This window comes from Prevotella sp. (genome assembly GCF_051059605.1).
Taxonomy (GTDB): domain Bacteria; phylum Bacteroidota; class Bacteroidia; order Bacteroidales; family Bacteroidaceae; genus Prevotella.
In genome coordinates this window covers 1-18,859 of the sequence record NZ_CP050883.1, presented here as the reverse complement: position 1 = coordinate 18,859, position 18,859 = coordinate 1, and the positions used below count along the sequence as shown (strand labels likewise).

General features: G+C 36.8%; 9 protein-coding genes and 1 riboswitch. Of the genes, 6 read left to right on the top strand and 3 right to left on the bottom strand.

Annotated features, from left to right (window positions below):
- Window positions 1–292 precede the first annotated feature (292 nt).
- The gene (locus tag HEQ28_RS00045; RefSeq protein WP_434503167.1) at window positions 293–1,471 is read right to left on the bottom strand and encodes a tyrosine-type recombinase/integrase; all 1,179 of its coding nucleotides are present in this window, start codon (window positions 1,469–1,471) and stop codon (window positions 293–295) included.
- A 2,085-nt stretch (window positions 1,472–3,556) separates the two neighbouring features.
- On the opposite strand from HEQ28_RS00045, the gene hflX reads away from it, so the two are divergent.
- From hflX to pnuC, 6 genes are all read left to right on the top strand, one after another.
- On the top strand, window positions 3,557–4,804 hold the full coding sequence (gene hflX, locus HEQ28_RS00040; RefSeq protein WP_434503166.1) for a GTPase HflX: 1,248 nt from the start codon (window positions 3,557–3,559) through the stop codon (window positions 4,802–4,804).
- Between the two features lie 12 nt (window positions 4,805–4,816).
- Window positions 4,817–6,664, top strand: coding sequence for a DUF4954 family protein (locus tag HEQ28_RS00035; protein ID WP_434503165.1), 1,848 nt, complete (start codon window positions 4,817–4,819; stop codon window positions 6,662–6,664).
- Between the two features lie 10 nt (window positions 6,665–6,674).
- A complete protein-coding gene (locus tag HEQ28_RS00030) occupies window positions 6,675–9,578 on the top strand; it encodes a M16 family metallopeptidase (protein WP_434503164.1) in 2,904 nt (967 codons plus the stop codon).
- A gap of 42 nt (window positions 9,579–9,620) precedes the next feature.
- On the top strand, window positions 9,621–11,276 hold the full coding sequence (locus HEQ28_RS00025; protein ID WP_434503163.1) for a fumarate hydratase: 1,656 nt from the start codon (window positions 9,621–9,623) through the stop codon (window positions 11,274–11,276).
- Between the two features lie 165 nt (window positions 11,277–11,441).
- Window positions 11,442–11,541: riboswitch (TPP riboswitch) on the top strand.
- 80 nt (window positions 11,542–11,621) lie between these two features.
- Window positions 11,622–13,988 (top strand): TonB-dependent receptor, encoded by a 2,367-nt coding sequence (locus HEQ28_RS00020; protein WP_434503162.1) that lies wholly within the window; start codon window positions 11,622–11,624, stop codon window positions 13,986–13,988.
- Window positions 13,988–14,596: a nicotinamide riboside transporter PnuC gene (gene pnuC / locus HEQ28_RS00015; RefSeq protein WP_434503161.1), complete on the top strand. Its 609-nt coding sequence runs from the start codon at window positions 13,988–13,990 to the stop codon at window positions 14,594–14,596. The genes HEQ28_RS00020 and pnuC overlap by 1 nt, the downstream gene beginning before the upstream one ends.
- Before the next feature lie 290 nt (window positions 14,597–14,886).
- Here the strand turns inward: pnuC and HEQ28_RS00010 are convergent, their stop codons facing one another.
- Together HEQ28_RS00010 and dnaA are read right to left on the bottom strand one after the other, a co-directional pair.
- A complete protein-coding gene (locus HEQ28_RS00010) occupies window positions 14,887–17,310 on the bottom strand; it encodes an alpha-L-arabinofuranosidase C-terminal domain-containing protein (RefSeq protein WP_434503160.1) in 2,424 nt (807 codons plus the stop codon).
- Window positions 17,311–17,455: 145 nt separating this feature from the next.
- Window positions 17,456–18,859 (bottom strand): chromosomal replication initiator protein DnaA, encoded by a 1,404-nt coding sequence (gene dnaA / locus HEQ28_RS00005; RefSeq protein ID WP_434503159.1) that lies wholly within the window; start codon window positions 18,857–18,859, stop codon window positions 17,456–17,458.

Here is an 18,859-nt window from a genome sequence, read left to right as displayed (position 1 = left end):
AATTATAATTAACTCACGTTTGATTACTTTACCTTTTTATTGACATTATTGAATAAAAATATTATTTCACGATATCTCATACTAAAAAATAAAAATTATCATAAAAATCAACTATAATTATAAAACATAAAAATACAAAATATTTTACACAATTAAATAATAAAAAACGCCTAAAATTACTAAAATAAGGCCGATTATAATACTTTTTGTTACTTATTTGTTACCGGGTTTGGCCTTTAAATAAAAGGATCTACAGCGAATATCACAAATCATTTTGTTACTCGTTTGTTACTCAGAAGGCTTTGTCAATAAGTCTTACGGCTTTCTCTTTCTTCTTGTCTATAACCTTAGCATAAATTTGAGTTGTAGAAACATTTGTATGTCCTAACAATTTTGACACCGTATATATATCTACACCTAATGTTAACTCTAATGTTGCAAAAGTATGACGAGCGACATGAAAAGTGACCTCTTTCTTTTTTATACCTGCAGCGTAAGCCCACTTTTTTATATTAGCAGACAATGTCGTACTTGCCATTGGCTGAAAAACAAAAGCATCTTTATCTCTGTTACGAGGTGGCAACCATGATCGAGCTTGATCAGATAGAGGTATAGTCAACCAACGTTGTGTTTTCTGAATTTTCTTATGAATGTGCCATTTATGATTTTCACAAATAACATGTTGCCATTTTAAACTCTGTACATCACTCTTTCTCAAACCCGTAAAACAAGAAAACAAGAATTCTTCTTTCAGCATACCATAGGGGCATGGAGTTTTAATTAATTTTTGTATTTCTGTTTTTGTAAGATAACTCCTGGTACTATCTGGCCGTTTGACAACAAGAGACGAAGGTAGACGAACAATTGGATTTTCTTCAATTAGTCCATCACGTAAAGCTTCTGCTAAAATACTACGAAAAATACTAAACTTAAGAAAAACAGTACCATTAGAAATTTTTCGTGATGAGTTTTTGTCAGATCGCAAATCATGAGCATTACGCAAATTGGATATGAAATCTTCACAAAACTTTTCATCAATATCTACTAGCAAAACATCTTTAGCACCAAAGAGCTCCACATGTTTTTTTAAAGCAAGTATTGTAGAATACCTCCCCTCACTACCGTTCCGATCTTGTTTACGACGTTTTTCTGCATATTGCTGGATGTAATCAATAAATTTTATAGGAATATTAGGAGATTTTATTAAATTTTTAGCATTACAACCATAAATTGACAATATACGTTCAGATTGGATACAATATGCTTTTTTAATTACCTCCATATTTAATGCGCGAGCATTTTCATCAATTTCAGGCACCAAATACAGATGTAAAAATTCATAACTACGCTTTCCCCTAATATAAGTATCTAAATACAAACTTTGATTTCCATTATTCAATTGTTTAATACGAAGTTTAACCGGAATCTTAAGAGAAGCCCGCTCGTTTATAATTTTACTAATTTTATTCATATAAATTTTAAAAATAACTATTCAAAAAGCAACAAGTTTTTAATATAAAATAAAAGTACAGGCTAGAAATATTCATAATATTTTCTTCAAATAAAACAATATTAATCTAGATTTTAACTTAAGTATATTAGCCATATACTAAAGTTAATATTTTTAAATACCAAATACAAAAGTAATACAAATATTCTAAAATAAGAAAGAAAAGCAAGCTAATATATTCAATACTTATAAATAATTATTATATTCACCAGTAATAGACGTATAATCATACACCGCATTTTAAACATATTAAAATCACAAAATATTTAAACAAGAAACTCTAAACTATTTTTACGATTAAAGTTTCCTTAATATAGTATAAATAAAGCAGAAACACTTAATTAAACAAGATCAAAACAAACACATGATCAACATAAAACAGATTCCATGTAATTATTGAATCATATCATAATCTGTTTAACTATCAAGCAAGTTAAAACTTTATATTTTTACAAAAAATACATATAAATTCAAAATCGTCAATCTATAAAGACTTATACATAAGTTAAGCTATAAAATTTAACAGAAAAAACCATTACAATAATTATCTATTATAACAAAATTAACATCAGTTAAAAGTAATCAGCAACTTAATATTGTAAATAAAAAAGACAGTTCTATTTATATTAATATTTACTAAAAACCACTAGTTCGGCTAAATTGCGTATTCTTTAGACTAAAATAATATTTATACGTAATTTTGCATAATCGTTAATGTACTTGCGAAATGGAAAAATATAATTGGGGTAAGCATACAAAATACACCTTATTATATATAAGAGTGATTTACATACATTTTTGCTTCTGTCAATTACTTGTGAGTTTTATAGAGTTACGCTATTTAGTGATGATATGATGAAATTATTATTTATGCCTAACATTGTTTAATATCACTTATATAACCTGACTCTTTTCGTTTAAAGAACCACACCCAATATTATTATCAGAAATAAAAAAAACTTTTTTTTGTTCGAAATCGCAGAATATCCTCCACTAGCATGATAACCATTTGCAATTCAACACTTTAGCGGTGGAGGATATCCTCCACTATCTTCCACTATCCTCCACATTTTTAATTAATAAAATCGAATTATCACGTTTGGCATCAATTTTAACGATATAGCATTTGCGTTTCTATGATGTAAAGTTTGCATTTCATCGATCAAACGTTTGCGTTTCTACGATATAAAGTTTGCATTCTATCGATCAAACGATGTCTATTTCTACGTAAAACAGATTACTGAATTTAATAACAAACACATCAAGTTATCACTTCCTATTTTTAATATGCATATATCATACTTGGTTGTGAGTTCAAAACATTATAACATTCCTAAAACATAACGAAGAACTATATTTTGCAAACTTATGTAAACAATATTTGAATTCAATCTATTCCTTAGAATTGATATTTAGACTTAGCATCGGCTCTATATTTCTTAATGTTTTACAAAAAGGTGGAGGTTAGTGGAAGATAGTGGAAGACGACCTCCACCTTCAAAGTATTATATATCAGTGTATTATATCAACAGTGGAGGTTTTTTGGCTATTTTAAACTTTTTAGGAATCTTTTTATTTTAAAAGATTTACTAGGTAATAAAAAAATCACATAATAGAGAAGCATAAGTACTTTTCTGATTCAGAAACCTGAATGAAATCATCTAAAAATTATTAAGCACTTGAAATGTCACACAGCACCAACCTTGTAAATGAAAAAAGCTCCGACATCACGTCGGAGCAATTTCTCATTTTTTAAATGTTTCAGCAGTTTGCTTTATTGTAGTTATGATCTTATTGAAAATCAGTTTTGTGTCTTTTATAACGATGCAAAGATATATAAAAGATTGATTTAAATCAAATGGGCATCATTTTTTTACGTAAAAAGTTACGTAAACGTTTGCGACGAAATAAGTGTCATCACACTACTCAACTGATACTATTTTATCATTACGACACCTACATTATTAAAAAAATAATAGATAGGTTTATATTAATTGTCAATCGAATTTATTATTTTTGCACAATAATTATATACATATACAATTAATGAAAGAATTAGTTATATCCGAAGTCAAGAACGAGACTGCTATCTTAGTTGGTCTTATCACAAGTAATCAAGATGAATCCAAAACTAAGGAGTATCTTGACGAGCTTGAATTTCTTGCAGACACAGCCGGTGCAGTAACGGTTAAAAGGTATACTCAAAGAGTAACCGGACCTAATTCCGTGTCATACGTCGGTAAGGGAAAACTTGAAGAGATTAAACAATATATTAAAGACTGCGAAGAGAACGAAGAACCTATCGCCATGGTCATTTTTGATGATGAATTGTCTGCTAAACAAACGAGAAACATTGAAAACGAATTGCAGGTTAAGATCCTTGACCGCACATCGCTGATACTGGATATATTTGCCATGCGTGCTCAGACAGCTAACGCAAAAACTCAGGTTGAACTGGCTCAAAACCGCTATATGCTTCCACGACTACAACGACTTTGGACTCACCTTGAAAGACAGGGTGGTGGTTCTGGCTCTGGTGGAGGGCAAGGTTCGGTAGGACTCCGTGGACCAGGTGAAACCCAGCTTGAAATGGACCGCCGAATAATTCTACAGCGTATAACACTACTAAAAGAGCGTCTGATAGAAATAGATAAGCAGAAGACTACCCAGCGCAAAAACCGCGGACAGATGATACGTGTAGCACTCGTAGGTTATACCAACGTTGGTAAAAGCACGATTATGAACATGTTGGCTAAGAGCGAAGTTTTTGCAGAAAACAAACTTTTTGCTACGTTGGATACAACGGTACGAAAGGTTGTTATAGAAAATCTACCGTTTCTTCTTGCCGATACCGTTGGATTCATCCGCAAATTACCCACCGACCTTGTAGACTCTTTCAAGAGTACGCTTGATGAGGTGCGCGAAGCAGATATTCTGCTACATATTGTAGACATCTCTCATCCTGACTTTGAAGAGCAGATACAGGTGGTCGAAAAGACACTCAAGGACCTTGATTGCAGCGAAAAGCCTTCAATGATCATATTTAACAAAATAGATAACTATCATTGGCTTGACAAGGAACCAGACGATCTCACTCCTGAAACCAAAGAGAATATAACTCTTGAGGAGCTAAAGAAGACATGGATGGCACAACTTAACGACAACTGTCTGTTTATAAGTGCTAAGGAGAAGGAAAACGTTGACGAATTCCGTACTATATTATACAAAAAAGTGCGTGAGTTGCATGTGCAAAAGTACCCTTACAATGATTTTCTCTATCCAAAAATAGACTAACAATCCATAATTATGAGACAACTTACAGACGAAGAAATTACTATTCTTGAAGACCGCAGCTGTTGGGCTGAGGACTGGACCAACGTTCACGTGTCTGAAGATTTCAAGCCTAACTACATGCATCGCGTGATGCTGTATGGACAAATAAATATAGGTGCTTTCGACAAGAATATAGAAGTGAGTCGTGGATTTCTGAAACACTCTGGTATAAACAATGCCACATTGCGTAATGTCACAGTCGGCGATAACTGCCTGATAGAAAATATCGGCAGCTTTATCAACAACTACACTATCGGTGATGACTGCCACATAAGTAATGTCAGTTCAATGGAAACCACCGAAGGTGCTACATACGGAGAAGGTAATCTTATATCTGTTCTAAATGAAGTCGGTGACGGAAACGTAATTCTGTTCAGTGATTTAAACAGTCAGTTTGCCGCTTTCATGGTAAAACATTTTAATGACAGAGCTCTGAAAGATTCCATTCGTCGTCTCATAAACGAAGAAGTTGCTCGCAACCGCCAAGATCAGGCATGTATAGGAAACAATGTAAAAATTGTAAATACAAAGGAAATCACCAATACAGTAATCAATGATGACTGCGAGATAAATGGTGCGGCACGATTAAGCGACTGTACAATCCTTAGTTCTCCTAACTCAAATGTATATATAGGAACTGGAGTAATCTGCGAGAACTCTATCATCAGCGAAGGTTCAAGCATCATTAACAGCGTTAAGATGCAAGACTGTTTTGTAGGTGAAGCATGTCAGATCAGCAATGGCTTTACAGCTTCATCAAGCATATTCTTCGCCAATTCATACATGAGCAACGGAGAGGCTTGCGCTGCATTCTGCGGTCCGTTTACAGCCAGCCATCATAAGAGCAGTTTGCTAATCGGCGGTATGTTCTCTTTCTATAATGCAGGAAGCGCGACAAACTTCTCAAACCACGCCTATAAAATGGGACCAATGCATTATGGAGTTTTAGAAAGAGGAACCAAGACAGCAAGTGGTGCATACGTATTGATGCCAGCAAACATAGGTACATTCTCGGTATGTTTCGGCAAACTGATGTACCATCCAGATACACGTAATCTTCCTTTTTCATATCTCATCGCCTACGGTGACACGATGTACCTTTCTCCTGGAAGAAACATCACAACAGTAGGATTGTATCGTGACATCCGCAAATGGCCTAAGAGAGACGTAAGAGCAATAGGAAGTCAAAAAAGTATTGTAAACTTTGATTGGTTGTCTCCGTTTTCAGTAGGCGAGATACTAGAAGGCAAAGCTATTCTTGAAAAACTTCTCGATGCAAGTGGAACAAATGTCACAGCTTACACATATCATAATTACGTTATAAACGCAGATTCTCTGAATAAGGGAATAAAATACTACGACATAGCACTCCGTATTTATATGGGAGCAGTGTTGAAACGAGTTGTAAAGCGGTTTGGAGCAATAGAACCTCCTACCGACAACATAGGATTAGGTAAATGGAACGATCTCAGCGGGCTTCTACTGCCTGAAAGCGAGGAATACCGCTTGTTAGAGGATATCAAAAGCGGAGACATTGAAACTATACAAGATGTTATAGAAAGATTCGAAGAGATTAACGACAATTATCGCGAGTATCAATGGGCATGGACATATAAGATGATACTTGACTACTACAAGCTCGACGAGATAACAGAAGCCGACGTTGAACGTATCCGCATAGACTATGTTAAAGCACGCCGAGCATGGATTGCCGAAATAAAGAAAGACGCAGAGAAAGAGTATGCCATGGGCGACGTTGAGGAACACGTGCTCGATGACTTCATCAACAATCTGGATCACGAAATAGATTTTGAAAACTAAAAAACATAACATGAGACTTAGAATTATTTTAGCGTCTATAGTTTTGACAATGGCTTCAACAGCCATAGCCAAGGACTATCACTACACCACTGTCAAAGGTGATCCTATGCAAGCACGCATCTACACTTTGGACAACGGTTTGAAGGTCTATCTGAGCGTAAACACAGAAAAGCCACGTATTCAAACTTATATTGCTGTACGTACAGGAAGTCGCAACGACCCAGCAGAAACAACAGGACTAGCTCACTACCTAGAGCACCTTATGTTTAAGGGCACAACACATTTCGGTTCTTCTAATCTTCAGAAAGAAGCACCCCTACTCGATTCTATAGAAAACAGATTTGAGATTTATCGAAAGATTACCGATGCAGCAAAGCGCAAGGCATACTATCACCAGATTGACTCAATATCACAAGTTGCCGCAAAATATAATATCCCTAACGAATATGATAAGCTAATGGCTTCTCTAGGAAGTGAGGGCAGCAATGCATATACAAGCAACGACGTTACATGCTATGTTGAGGACATACCTGCAAACGAAGTTGACAATTGGGCAAAAGTTCAGGGCGACCGTTTCCAGAATATGGTTATACGTGGTTTCCATACCGAACTTGAAGCTGTGTACGAGGAATTCAACATATCGCTTTCAAACGATGGAGAAAAAGAATACGATGCTCTTAACGCTATTATATTCCCTAAACATCCTTATGGAACACAGACTACGATTGGAACACAGGAGCACCTGAAGAATCCATCAATATTAAATATAAAAAATTACTTCAAACGCTATTACGTGCCTAACAACATAGCAATATGTATGGCTGGCGACATGAACCCTGACGAAGTAATAGCTACTATTGACAAATACTTCGGTGACTGGAAGAAGAGCGATAATCTTTCACGCCCAGAATACGCACCAGTAAAAAGTCTCACAGCAGCTGTAGACTCAACGGTTACTGGCCTTGAGGCAGAAAACCTGATGCTTGGCTGGAAAGCTAACAAAGCTAGCGATTTACAATGCGACACTCTTGACGTGATTAAGTCAATTCTATATAATGGCCAAGCTGGTATGTTCGATCTGAACCTTAACCAAAATATGAAGGTTCAATATGCAGCAGCAGGGTTTGAGAACTTAAACGATTACAGCGAGTTTCTTCTACAAGGAGGACCTAAAGAAGGTCAGAAGTTAGAAGATGTACGCGCATTGATGCTTGAGCAGATTGAGAAACTGAAGAAAGGCGAGTTCAGCGATGACCTCATTCCTTCAGTCATAAACAATATGAAACTCAGTTATTACACCTCTCTACAAAACAACAAGGACCGTGCAAACAAATTCGTTGAATCTTTCATTAACGGTATTGACTGGAAGGATCAAGTAGATAGACTTGACAGAATTTCAAAACTTACAAAGAAAGATATTGTTGACTTTGCTAACAAATTCTTCGGCAACAACTATGCATGTGTCTACAAGCGCATTGGAGAAGACAAGAATCAGAAGAAGATTGATAAGCCACAAATTACAGCAATCCCTACAAACAGGGATAAGAGCAGTCAATTCCTACGTGATGTAACATCATCAGAGGTTAAGCCTATCCAACCAAAATTCATTGACTATAAGAAAGATCTTACATTCGGAAAAACTAGTAAGGGACTTCCAATTATAATGAAACAAAATGCTGAAGACAAGTTGTTTAATCTGCAAATGAGATACGAATTCGGAAATGAAGCCGACGTAAGATACTCACATGCAGCCAACTATCTTGATTTATTAGGCACAGATAAGATTAGTGCAGAGCAGGTAAAGCAGCAGTTCTACAAACTTGCATGCAACTTCGGAATCAATGTTAACGGAAAGACAATAACAGTATCATTAAGCGGACTTGCTGAGAACATGCCACAAGCTGTAGCTCTTGCTGAGAATGTATTAAAGAATGCAAAGGTTGACACTGCAGCATGGCAAAATTATGTAGCAATGGTACTAAAGAACCGTGAAGATACTAAGAAAGAGCAGAGAAGCAATTTCACAGCTGCTAAAGCTTACGGTATGTATGGAACATATAATAGCGTACGAAATGACCTCACTGCTGACCAGTTGAAGAATACAAATCCAACCGATATATTGGCATTGATAAAGAAACTTAGCAACTACAAACATACAGTATTGTATTATGGTCCTGCAACAGAAAAGCAGTTGGACAACCTTATAACAAAGGATCATAAGACTGCAACAAAGTTAGCTGACGTACCAGTGAACAAGCCATACATGGAACAACAGACTCCAAAGAATGAAATACTTCTAGCCCCTTATGATGCAAAGAACATCTACATGACGATGTATCACAACGAAGGTAAGAAGTTTAATCCAGCTGAAGCTCCTGTTGCAGCGATATTCAACGAATATTTCGGTGGCGGAATGAACACAGTTGTATTCCAGGAACTTCGTGAAGCACGTGGACTGGCATACAGCGCAAGCGCATATTATTATAATATGCCTATAAAGGACCACACACAATATGGAACAACATTTATCATCTCACAAAACGACAAGATGATGGATTGTATACGTGTTTTCAACGAGATTATTGACACTATTCCACAAAACGAAGCCAACTTCAATCTAGCAAAGCAAAGTCTTCAAAAGCAACTCGCAAGTATGCGTGTTACAAAGATGAATATCATTAACTCTTATCTAAATGCAAAGGAGAAAGGTTTGGACTATGATATCAACAGCAGAATATATAACGCACTCCCATCGGTAACACTCAAAGACATCGTTAACTATGAGAAGCAGAATATGGCTAGCAAACCATATCGATATATCATACTAGGCGACGAGAAAAACCTGAATATGAATGCCTTAGAAAAGATTGCACCAATAAAGCGCATCTCTACTAAAGACATATTCGGTTATTAAGCAGCAAATTTTAAACACATATTATAAATATTATCAACAAATATGGCAAACAAAGTTGAGTTCAAGTATGCTCCTATGTTCCAAGTGGGCAAGGATGATACTGAATATCGTCTTCTAACAAAAGAGGGTATTACAAAAAGTGAGTTTGAAGGTAAACAGATTGTAAAGGTTTCAAAAGAAGCATTGACACTTCTTTCACAACAGGCATTCCACGATGTAGAGTTTATGCTTAGACGTGAGCACAACCTACAGGTAGCCGAGATTCTGAAAGATCCAGAATCAAGCGAGAATGATAAGTATGTAGCACTCCAGTTCCTGCGCAATGCAGAAACAGCAGTAAAGGGAATACTTCCTTTCTGTCAGGATACAGGTACCGCAATCATCCACGGCGAGAAAGGTCAGCAGATCTGGACAGGCTTTGAAGACGAGGAAGCTCTTTCACGCGGTGTCTACAACACCTTTACTGAAGACAACCTACGCTATTCACAGAATGCGCCACTAAACATGTATGATGAAGTAAACACAAAGTGTAACCTCCCTGCACAGATTGATATCGAAGCAACAGAAGGTGCAGAATATCGTTTCATCATGGTTGCCAAAGGTGGTGGTTCTGCAAACAAGACATACTTCTACCCTATGACAAAGGCTACAATACAGAACGAGGGAACTCTTCTGCCATTCCTTGTTGAGAAGATGAAGAGTCTTGGAACAGCAGCATGTCCTCCTTATCATATTGCATTCGTAATAGGTGGAACATCTGCAGAAAAGAATCTTCTTACAGTTAAGTTGGCTTCTATCAAGTATTACGATAATCTTCCTACAACAGGCGACGAAACTGGTCGTGCTTTCAGAGACATTGATCTTGAGAATAAACTTCTTGATGAAGCTCATAAGATTGGTCTTGGTGCACAATTCGGAGGTAAAGCTTTAGCTCACGACATCCGTGTTGTACGTTTACCTCGTCACGGTGCTAGCTGTCCTATCGGTATGGGCGTTTCTTGCTCTGCCGACCGTAACATAAAGGCTAAAATCAATGCTGACGGTATCTGGTTGGAGAAGATGGATACAAATCCATCAGAACTAATTCCTGCAGAATATAGCAAACCAGGAGAAGGTGTAAAGGGAATAGAGATAGACCTGGACAAGGGAATAGACTCAGTTCGCGAAGAACTTGCAAAATATCCAGTATCTACACGTGTAAATCTCAAGGGTACTATCATTGTTGCTCGTGACATTGCACATGCAAAGCTTAAAGCCCGTCTTGATGCAGGAGAGGATATGCCACAGTATTTCAAGGATCATCCAATTCTATATGCTGGACCAGCTAAGACACCAGAAGGATATGCTTGCGGTTCAATGGGCCCAACGACAGCAAATCGTATGGATCCGTATGTAGATGAATTCCAGGATAACGGCGCAAGTCTTGTCATGATAGCAAAGGGTAACCGCACACAGACTGTTACAGACGCATGCCAAAAACACGGAGGTTTCTATCTAGGAACTATTGGTGGTGTAGCAGCTGTACTTTCACAGAGTTCAATCAAGAGTATTGAATGTGTTGAATATCCAGAACTTGGAATGGAAGCTATTTGGAAAATCGATGTTGAAAACTTCCCTGCCTTTATTCTTGTAGATGACAAGGGACACGATTTCTTTAAGGAACTTAAGCCTTGGACAGCTTGTAGCTGCAACAAATAAGCAAACTTATCATTAAGATAAATAATAATAAAGAGAACTTTCCATCTTGGAGAGTTCTCTTTTTGTTTAAATACATTCTCATATACAAATTCTACAAAAGCATTATAATGAAAGTTTTTTTGGTGGTATGACATTATTTAATTACTTTTGCATCGACATAAAGAATTTAATGTCAAGGGGTGCTACCGCTATTGCGGATGCTGAGATCAGACCCATGGAACCTGAAACGGATAATGCCGACGCAGGAACAACAACAAAATCCACGAGTTTATTTCTATAATAGTACCCTATCGCAAAGAGACGATAACGTATAGACAAAAATTTAGGTATTAACAAATAAGCTTAATGAAAAAAGATTTGATTATCATTGCAGCTTTGTTAGCCGCAGGCGCAACAAAGGCTGAGACAACAGATTCCGTAAAAACGGTAAACCTACAAGATGTTGTTGTCAACGGAGTAAGAGCGCAGAAAAACGCACCCTATGCCGTGGCTAACATAGGCCAAAAAAAACTGGAGACATTCTCTAAAAGCGGTCAGGAATTACCTTTCCTATTGGCTCAAACACCAGGTGTAATAGGTTGGGGAGAAAATGGATTGGGTACAGGAACAGCTCATCTTCGCATTCGTGGTGCGGCTGATTCAAGAATAAACGTAACGCTTGACGGAGTTCCTTTGAACTCTCCTGAAGACCAAACGGTATTCTGGGCAAACATGAATAGTTATTCAGCACTTATACGTAGTGCACAGATACAACGTGGTATAGGAACTTCAACAAATGGAGACGGAGCTTTTGGTGGAACAGTATCATTGGCAACACTAGCACCATCGTATACTCCAAGTTTTGAATTAACAGGTTCTTACGGTTCATTCAACACATACAACACTGGAGCGAACTTCTCTACAGGACTTATGGGAAAGCATCTTATATTTGATGGTGCATACCATGAGACAGCAACCGATGGATACATCCATGGGACAGGCGGACGTTCTGGTTCATACTATGGTGGTCTAACATGGGTTGGCAACAATTTACAAATCAGATATAAGAATATAGGAAACTTCGAGAAAACAGGTCAGGCTTGGAATGGAGTTACTGCCGGTGATAACGACATGTCACTTATGGACTACGGAGTGAAGACATATAAAGATATGTATGAAGCTGGTCTTGGCAAATTTAATAATCTTTACGAAGCTCTGAAATATGACGATAAAGGTCATTTTGCAAAAGATGCTAACGGAAACTACATAACAGAAAGATACAAGATGAACGACGGAAGCTATTGGGATAAGACCACAGATAACTTCTATCAAAACCATAACATCCTTTCTGCAGTATGGCAGCCAAGCGAACATTGGAGTCATAATATAGCCATCCACTATACTTATGGATATGGATATTATAAGGAATTCCGTCCAAACAACAAACTAAAGAAGTTTGGACTTGCAAACTTCACAACTTCAGACGGAGAAACTGTAAAGAAGACCGACTTTGTACGTAAGAAGGGACTAGCCCAAAACACTTATGGAGCCATATACAACATTAATTATAACGACGGAACATGGAATGTAACAGGAGGTATAAACTTTCAACAATTCCACGGAAATCACTTCGGTGATCTTACCTATATTGCTAACAAAGAGATGAGCGAAAAGTATCTGTCTAGCGGAAACTACAAGTATTATGACTCTGATGCACATAAATATGATTACAGTGGTTTCTTCAAAGCAGACTATCATTTCAATAAATATTGGGATGCCTTCATGGATATACAAATGCGACTTGTTGAATATAAAACTAATGGTATCAATGATAAGTTTATCAGTAATGGCGATGGAACATATAGCAACCAACAACTTAACATTAGCGAAAATTACAACTTTGTAAATCCAAAGGCAGGTATCACATATATGAACAATGGACACAAAGCTTATGCATCTATCGCATACAGCAACCGTGAGCCAGAACGCAACAATTTCACAGACAACGGAAGTTATCCTTTCCCAACACCAGAACGCCTTACAGATATAGAACTTGGATATGAATACACTGGCAGCAACTGGTATGCAGGAATAAACCTTTATTACATGTACTACTGCAACCAATTTGTTCAGACAGGTGAAAAGAGTGATATAGGCGAGAATCTTACAACAAACGTAAAAAGTTCTTATCGTATGGGAGCAGAAATTACAGCAGGTTGGAGTCCTTTATCATGGTTGACAGTTGAAGGAAATGCTGCACTAAGTAGAAACAAGATCAAAAACTTTGATGAATCTGCAAGTGTAGACTGGGATGATTCATACCGTACAATACACTATGACAACTCTACCCTAGCCTTCTCTCCTTCAACGATATTAAACGGATTTGTGAATATCCACTACCGTGGCGCACAAGCAATATGGCACACAAACTTTGTAAGCAGTCAATATCTTGACAATACACAGAACAGCGACCGTTCACTGCCTTGCTATTCACAAACAGACATTAATCTAAATTATACATTTAAGATAGCAAAGAAAGTGATTGGCATGAAAGAGTTGATTATAGGTGCAAACTTCAACAACATCTTCGACCGCCACTATGCTTCAAGTGGATGGGTATACTCATCAATTATTGACTCATACAATCATCCAAATGAAAATCGCTATTATCAAATAGGATTCATTCCTAATGCTGGATTTACCGCTATGGGATATATAACACTAAAATTCTGATGGATTTTATACTCGCACACGGATTAGATATATTTACAACGATACTCGGGCTGGTTTACATCTGGCTTGAGTATCGTGCCAGTATATTACTATGGATAGTTGGTATTATCATGCCAGCACTTGACATCTGGCTATACGCAAGTCATGGACTATATGGAGACTCTGGTATGGCTGCTTATTACACAATAGCCGCCATATATGGGTACGCTATATGGAAATTCGGCAAGAAGAACGGACAAAAAAAAGGCGAAGCATTGCCAATTACTCACATGAGAAAGAAGTTATACATTCCAGCAACAATATTCTTTTTTATAGCATGGGGAATAATATATTGGATTCTTAAAAACTATACAGATTCAAATGTGCCTGTACTTGACGCATTTACAAACGCTATGAGTTTCGTTGGCTTGTGGGCTTTGGCAAGAAAGTATGTAGAACAATGGCTATTCTGGATTTTTGTTGATGCAATCAGCTGTTATCTCTATATTTATAAAGGACTTCCATTCAAAGCACTTCTATATGGTTTATACGTCTGTATAGCGATAGCAGGATACTATAAATGGAGAAAATCAGCTATTAATGTGAATTTATCAAGAGAACGTAGATAGTTAATACTGTTATAATTCTTAAAATATTATCACAATAACTTGATAAATTGAAAATAATACTATATATTTGCATTCGATATGTAATTATATCAAATGCAAATAAAAAATAATTTTTCGCATATATATTACAAGTTTGACAGAACTCGTGAGAAAGAAGTCAAACACACTTGAGTTAATTTATTTTAGTAAATACCTAGCGCCGGAATCGTGAGATTGCAGCGCTATTTTTTTTATTGCATCTATATAAAAAGAGATTCGTCTGAAAAATATTTTCAGACGAATCAATATAATTACTTTATTCTAACGATACTCAACGAGTAAGCCGGAATTTCAAGAGAAACAATTCCATCAGCAGGGCTCAAAGAACTCTCCATTGGATAAACATTAGTTGGATTATCAATAGAATTTTCATTAGTACCCTTCAAAGAAGATAACGAAATCAACTTAGCAGACTTTGCTTTATAATGACCAAGGTTTATATTTGTTTGGTTTGCTTCAGCTGTTGTATTTACTACCTTTACGATAATATCTCCTGTCTTCTCATCATAAGAAGCTGTTGAGAACACTCCCAATGCAGTATTCTGTTGCAGTTTGGTATCGAAAACAAGTTCATTATCCAACCAGCACTTTATACTGTCACCATTTTGCTTCAAAGTAATATCATACCATTTACCAGTCTTAACACTACCATGTTTAGAAGCAAGTTGCATTTTAGAACCATTAACGACCTGCTCAAGTCCATGCTGAGTATTGCCCCAGCCACCAAAATTAATCCAACTGTAATTATCCTTATCAACATAATTGAATACAAGGATGAATCCTTCAGCGCCACCATCTTTGCGTGCTTTAGCTTTAAGAGTATATTGATTAGACTTAATATCAGCATTCACAATATCAATACAAGCTTCCTTGTCAGAAGTCTGTGATACTATATTACCATCCGATTTCCAATCACCATTAATTTCAATCATAGGTTTTGATGTATCAGCACTAATCTGAGAAGCATTTTCAGAAGAGAAACTGTCGAAGCAGAAAGAAGCCTTAGTTCCCCATGTAGCAAATCCAAACTTACTAACTTCAGGAGCAACAGTTCGTGCCATCAGTTTCTTAGTATATGGATCATTTATATCTACATTGAGTACATGAGTACCAACATTATCAGCCATAACCTTCTGAACATAATAAGAAGGAGTGCCAAAAACATTGCTAGAATTGAACTGAATCATATCAGGTCGCCACTTCAAATCATTCAAGTTGGCAAAGATAGGAGCATAAGATGCCATTTTAACAACATCAGAATTCTTCTCCATTCCCATCATATATATTGCCTCACCCAAAGCAGCATCAAGAGAACCGTTTATACCAAACCCTTGAGTTACAGCATATTCTCCAACATATATTCCCTGTCCATCACGTGGATAACTATCATATTTTTTGAAGTTGTTTGCAAACCAAGCTGGGCTGCGATAATAATGCTCATCAATAAGTTCAGCCTTCTCTGGATTATTCCATTTAGGATTATCTGTACCCCATGCAGCAACGTCACCAATCAGATGCATATTAGGATACTTTGCCAAGATTGCTTTCTTGAAAAGTTTGAAACGTTCATAGTATTTATCACTCAGATTCTTTTGATCTGGTTGGTTATTTTCATTTCCAATCTCCAAATACTCGATATTGAAAGGTTCTGGATGGCCATTCTTTGCACGAAGGGCACCATATTTTGATGTAACAGGACCATTGGCATATTCCAAAGCATTCAAAGCTTCGTCAATCCATGGCTGAATTTTCTTCAACGGTGTAAAACCACCATGCCAAATACCGATATTCACAACATATAAAGGCTTTGCACCGAAATCTTCTGTCATCTGCAAATATTCATGAAAACCTAGACCGTCACTTGTGCGATATCCCCAGTTTACATTTTTATGGCCATTGCGTTCTTCGATCGGTCCAATAGTACGTTCCCAATGGAAAGCATTTTCTGGACTTTCCTGTCCCTCTACAAAACAGCCACCAGGGAAACGTAAGAACTTAGGATGAAGTGCTAGCAACATCGAAGCTAAGTCTGGTCTTAATCCGTTCTCACGATTATTGAATGTAGGAGGGAACAAACTAACAACATCAAACACTACATCACCTTTGCCCTCAGAAGTTATCCATAAACGAGAATCAGGCTGATTTTCCTGACAAGTAAATTCAGCATTATATTTCTTCCAGTTATCGGTAACATTATCCAAGATTTCTGTAACAGCAACTACTTTCTTATCATTGCCAAGGCAAACCTTCAACTTACCATCAAGGTTACCTTTAGCCCAGAAAGACAGTTTGTAAGTGCGTCCTTGAACAGCATTAATTCCCCAAAAGCCATCATTATTAATGCCTGAAGCCTTACCATTTCCGGCAAAGCCAACCTCTAAAGCCTGCGCTTGAGCCTTATTCAACAAGCCAGCCTTAACAAGCTTCATAGTAGCTCCGCCAAAAGAGTTCCAAGCCACAGCTTCGGTATTACTATCCTCAAAAGAACGATTTCTAACAAGTTCGGCATACAATCCACCATCAGCTGCATGATTGATATCCTCGTAAAAGATTCCATACAGGTTAGGAGACATAACTTCACCTTTATTGTAAACATCAACATTGATATTTACTTGAGCTGACGATTGCATAGCTATCATCAGCATAGCTGAAAATAATAAATTTTTAGTCCTCATGCAAAATAATTGGTTATTAATAGATTTAGTGGCAAATATACACTTTTATTCAATACGAAATACAAATATCACAATGTTTAACACATAAAAAATCTCCAGTCAATATGACTGGAGATATCATTTATATAATTAAAATATCTAAGTACTATTTAAGTCTAAAAGAAGTTTCAATAGAGCTAAGCTCATCCTTAAAGGCAACATCAACTTTAAGTCGTTTCTCTATCTGAGAACAACTATGAATAACAGTTGAATGATCTCTATTACCCACAAGCTTACCTATTCTAGAAGCAGGCATTTTGGTATATTTCTGCGCAAGATACATAGACACCTGTCTAGCCACAACAAGATCACGCTTACGACTCTTACCGTTTACCGCAGAAGTTGTGACATTAAAATGATTGCAAACTGTATCCATTATATCATCAACTGTAAGTGGTTTGTCATCAATCTTTACAGCCCTCTTGATTACCCTCTCGGCAAGTTTCATGTCAATATCGCAATTATACACAACACTATATGCAAGAAGAGAATTGATAACACCTTGAAGATCACGAACACTACCATTAGCAGTTGATGCAATAAAACTAATTACGTCAACAGGAATATGCAATCCGTCACGGCGAATCTTATTGTTTAGTATGTCTACGCAAAGTTCCACATTCGGCTTTTCCAATTCAGCAATGAGTCCACAAGAGAAACGAGTAAGCAGACGATCGTTCATACCTTTCAGCTCAACTGGAGGACGGTCACTAGCAAGAATTATTCTCTTTCCATTTCTAAACAGATGATTGAATATATGGAAAAATGTGTCTTGAGTTTTCGTAGCAGTAGCCCATTCTTGAATGTCATCAACAATAAGCATATCAATAGTTTGATAGAAATTGATGAAATCATTAATGGTATTCTGTAGTACAGCATTTGTATACTGAACCTGAAACAATCTAGCGCTGATGTAAAGTACTCGCTTTTCAGGATACATTTGTTTACAATGAACACCGACAGCATTTATCAAATGAGTCTTTCCGCAACCAGAAGGTCCAAAAATAAACATCGGATTAAACTGAGGGGTAGAAGGATGCTCTGCTATAGACATACCCACACTTCTAGGCAACTTATTACTTGAACCTTCAACATAATTCTTAAAAGTAAGGTGAGGATTAAGCTGAGAATCAATTTCCTGAGGTATAGCCACATCAAGAGGTGAAGGTGACTGATTTGCACGATTACTGGATTTCTTAGGCTCAGCATCAGCAGGATCAGCCTCAATATCTTGTGTAAGTTTATTTTCTTTATCTGTTACTACTCTATATGCAAGTTGTGCTCCGTCACAAAAAGTGCGACAAAGGACCGTTCTGAGCAAACCCAAAAAGTTCTCCTCCAGATACTCATACACAAAAGGGCTGGGTACCTGTACCAATATAGTCTTTGTATTCTCATCGAAATTTTCAAGGACTAGAGGCTTGAACCATGTTTCAAACTGTTGAGGCGTGACGTTTTGCTTAATGAGCTCAAGAGCCTTATCCCAACAGTTATTAGGATTTACTTTCAT

Excerpts from the sequence above, each read along its gene's own strand:
- HEQ28_RS00045 (WP_434503167.1), bottom strand. The coding sequence starts at position 1,471 with ATGAATAAAATTAGTAAAATTATAAACGAGCGGGCTTCTCTTAAGATT.
- hflX (WP_434503166.1), top strand. The coding sequence starts at position 3,557 with ATGAAAGAATTAGTTATATCCGAAGTCAAGAACGAGACTGCTATCTTA.
- HEQ28_RS00035 (WP_434503165.1), top strand. The coding sequence starts at position 4,817 with ATGAGACAACTTACAGACGAAGAAATTACTATTCTTGAAGACCGCAGC.
- HEQ28_RS00030 (WP_434503164.1), top strand. The coding sequence starts at position 6,675 with ATGAGACTTAGAATTATTTTAGCGTCTATAGTTTTGACAATGGCTTCA.
- HEQ28_RS00025 (WP_434503163.1), top strand. The coding sequence starts at position 9,621 with ATGGCAAACAAAGTTGAGTTCAAGTATGCTCCTATGTTCCAAGTGGGC.
- HEQ28_RS00020 (WP_434503162.1), top strand. The coding sequence starts at position 11,622 with ATGAAAAAAGATTTGATTATCATTGCAGCTTTGTTAGCCGCAGGCGCA.
- pnuC (WP_434503161.1), top strand. The coding sequence starts at position 13,988 with ATGGATTTTATACTCGCACACGGATTAGATATATTTACAACGATACTC.
- HEQ28_RS00010 (WP_434503160.1), bottom strand. The coding sequence starts at position 17,310 with ATGAGGACTAAAAATTTATTATTTTCAGCTATGCTGATGATAGCTATG.
- dnaA (WP_434503159.1), bottom strand. The coding sequence starts at position 18,859 with ATGAAAGTAAATCCTAATAACTGTTGGGATAAGGCTCTTGAGCTCATT.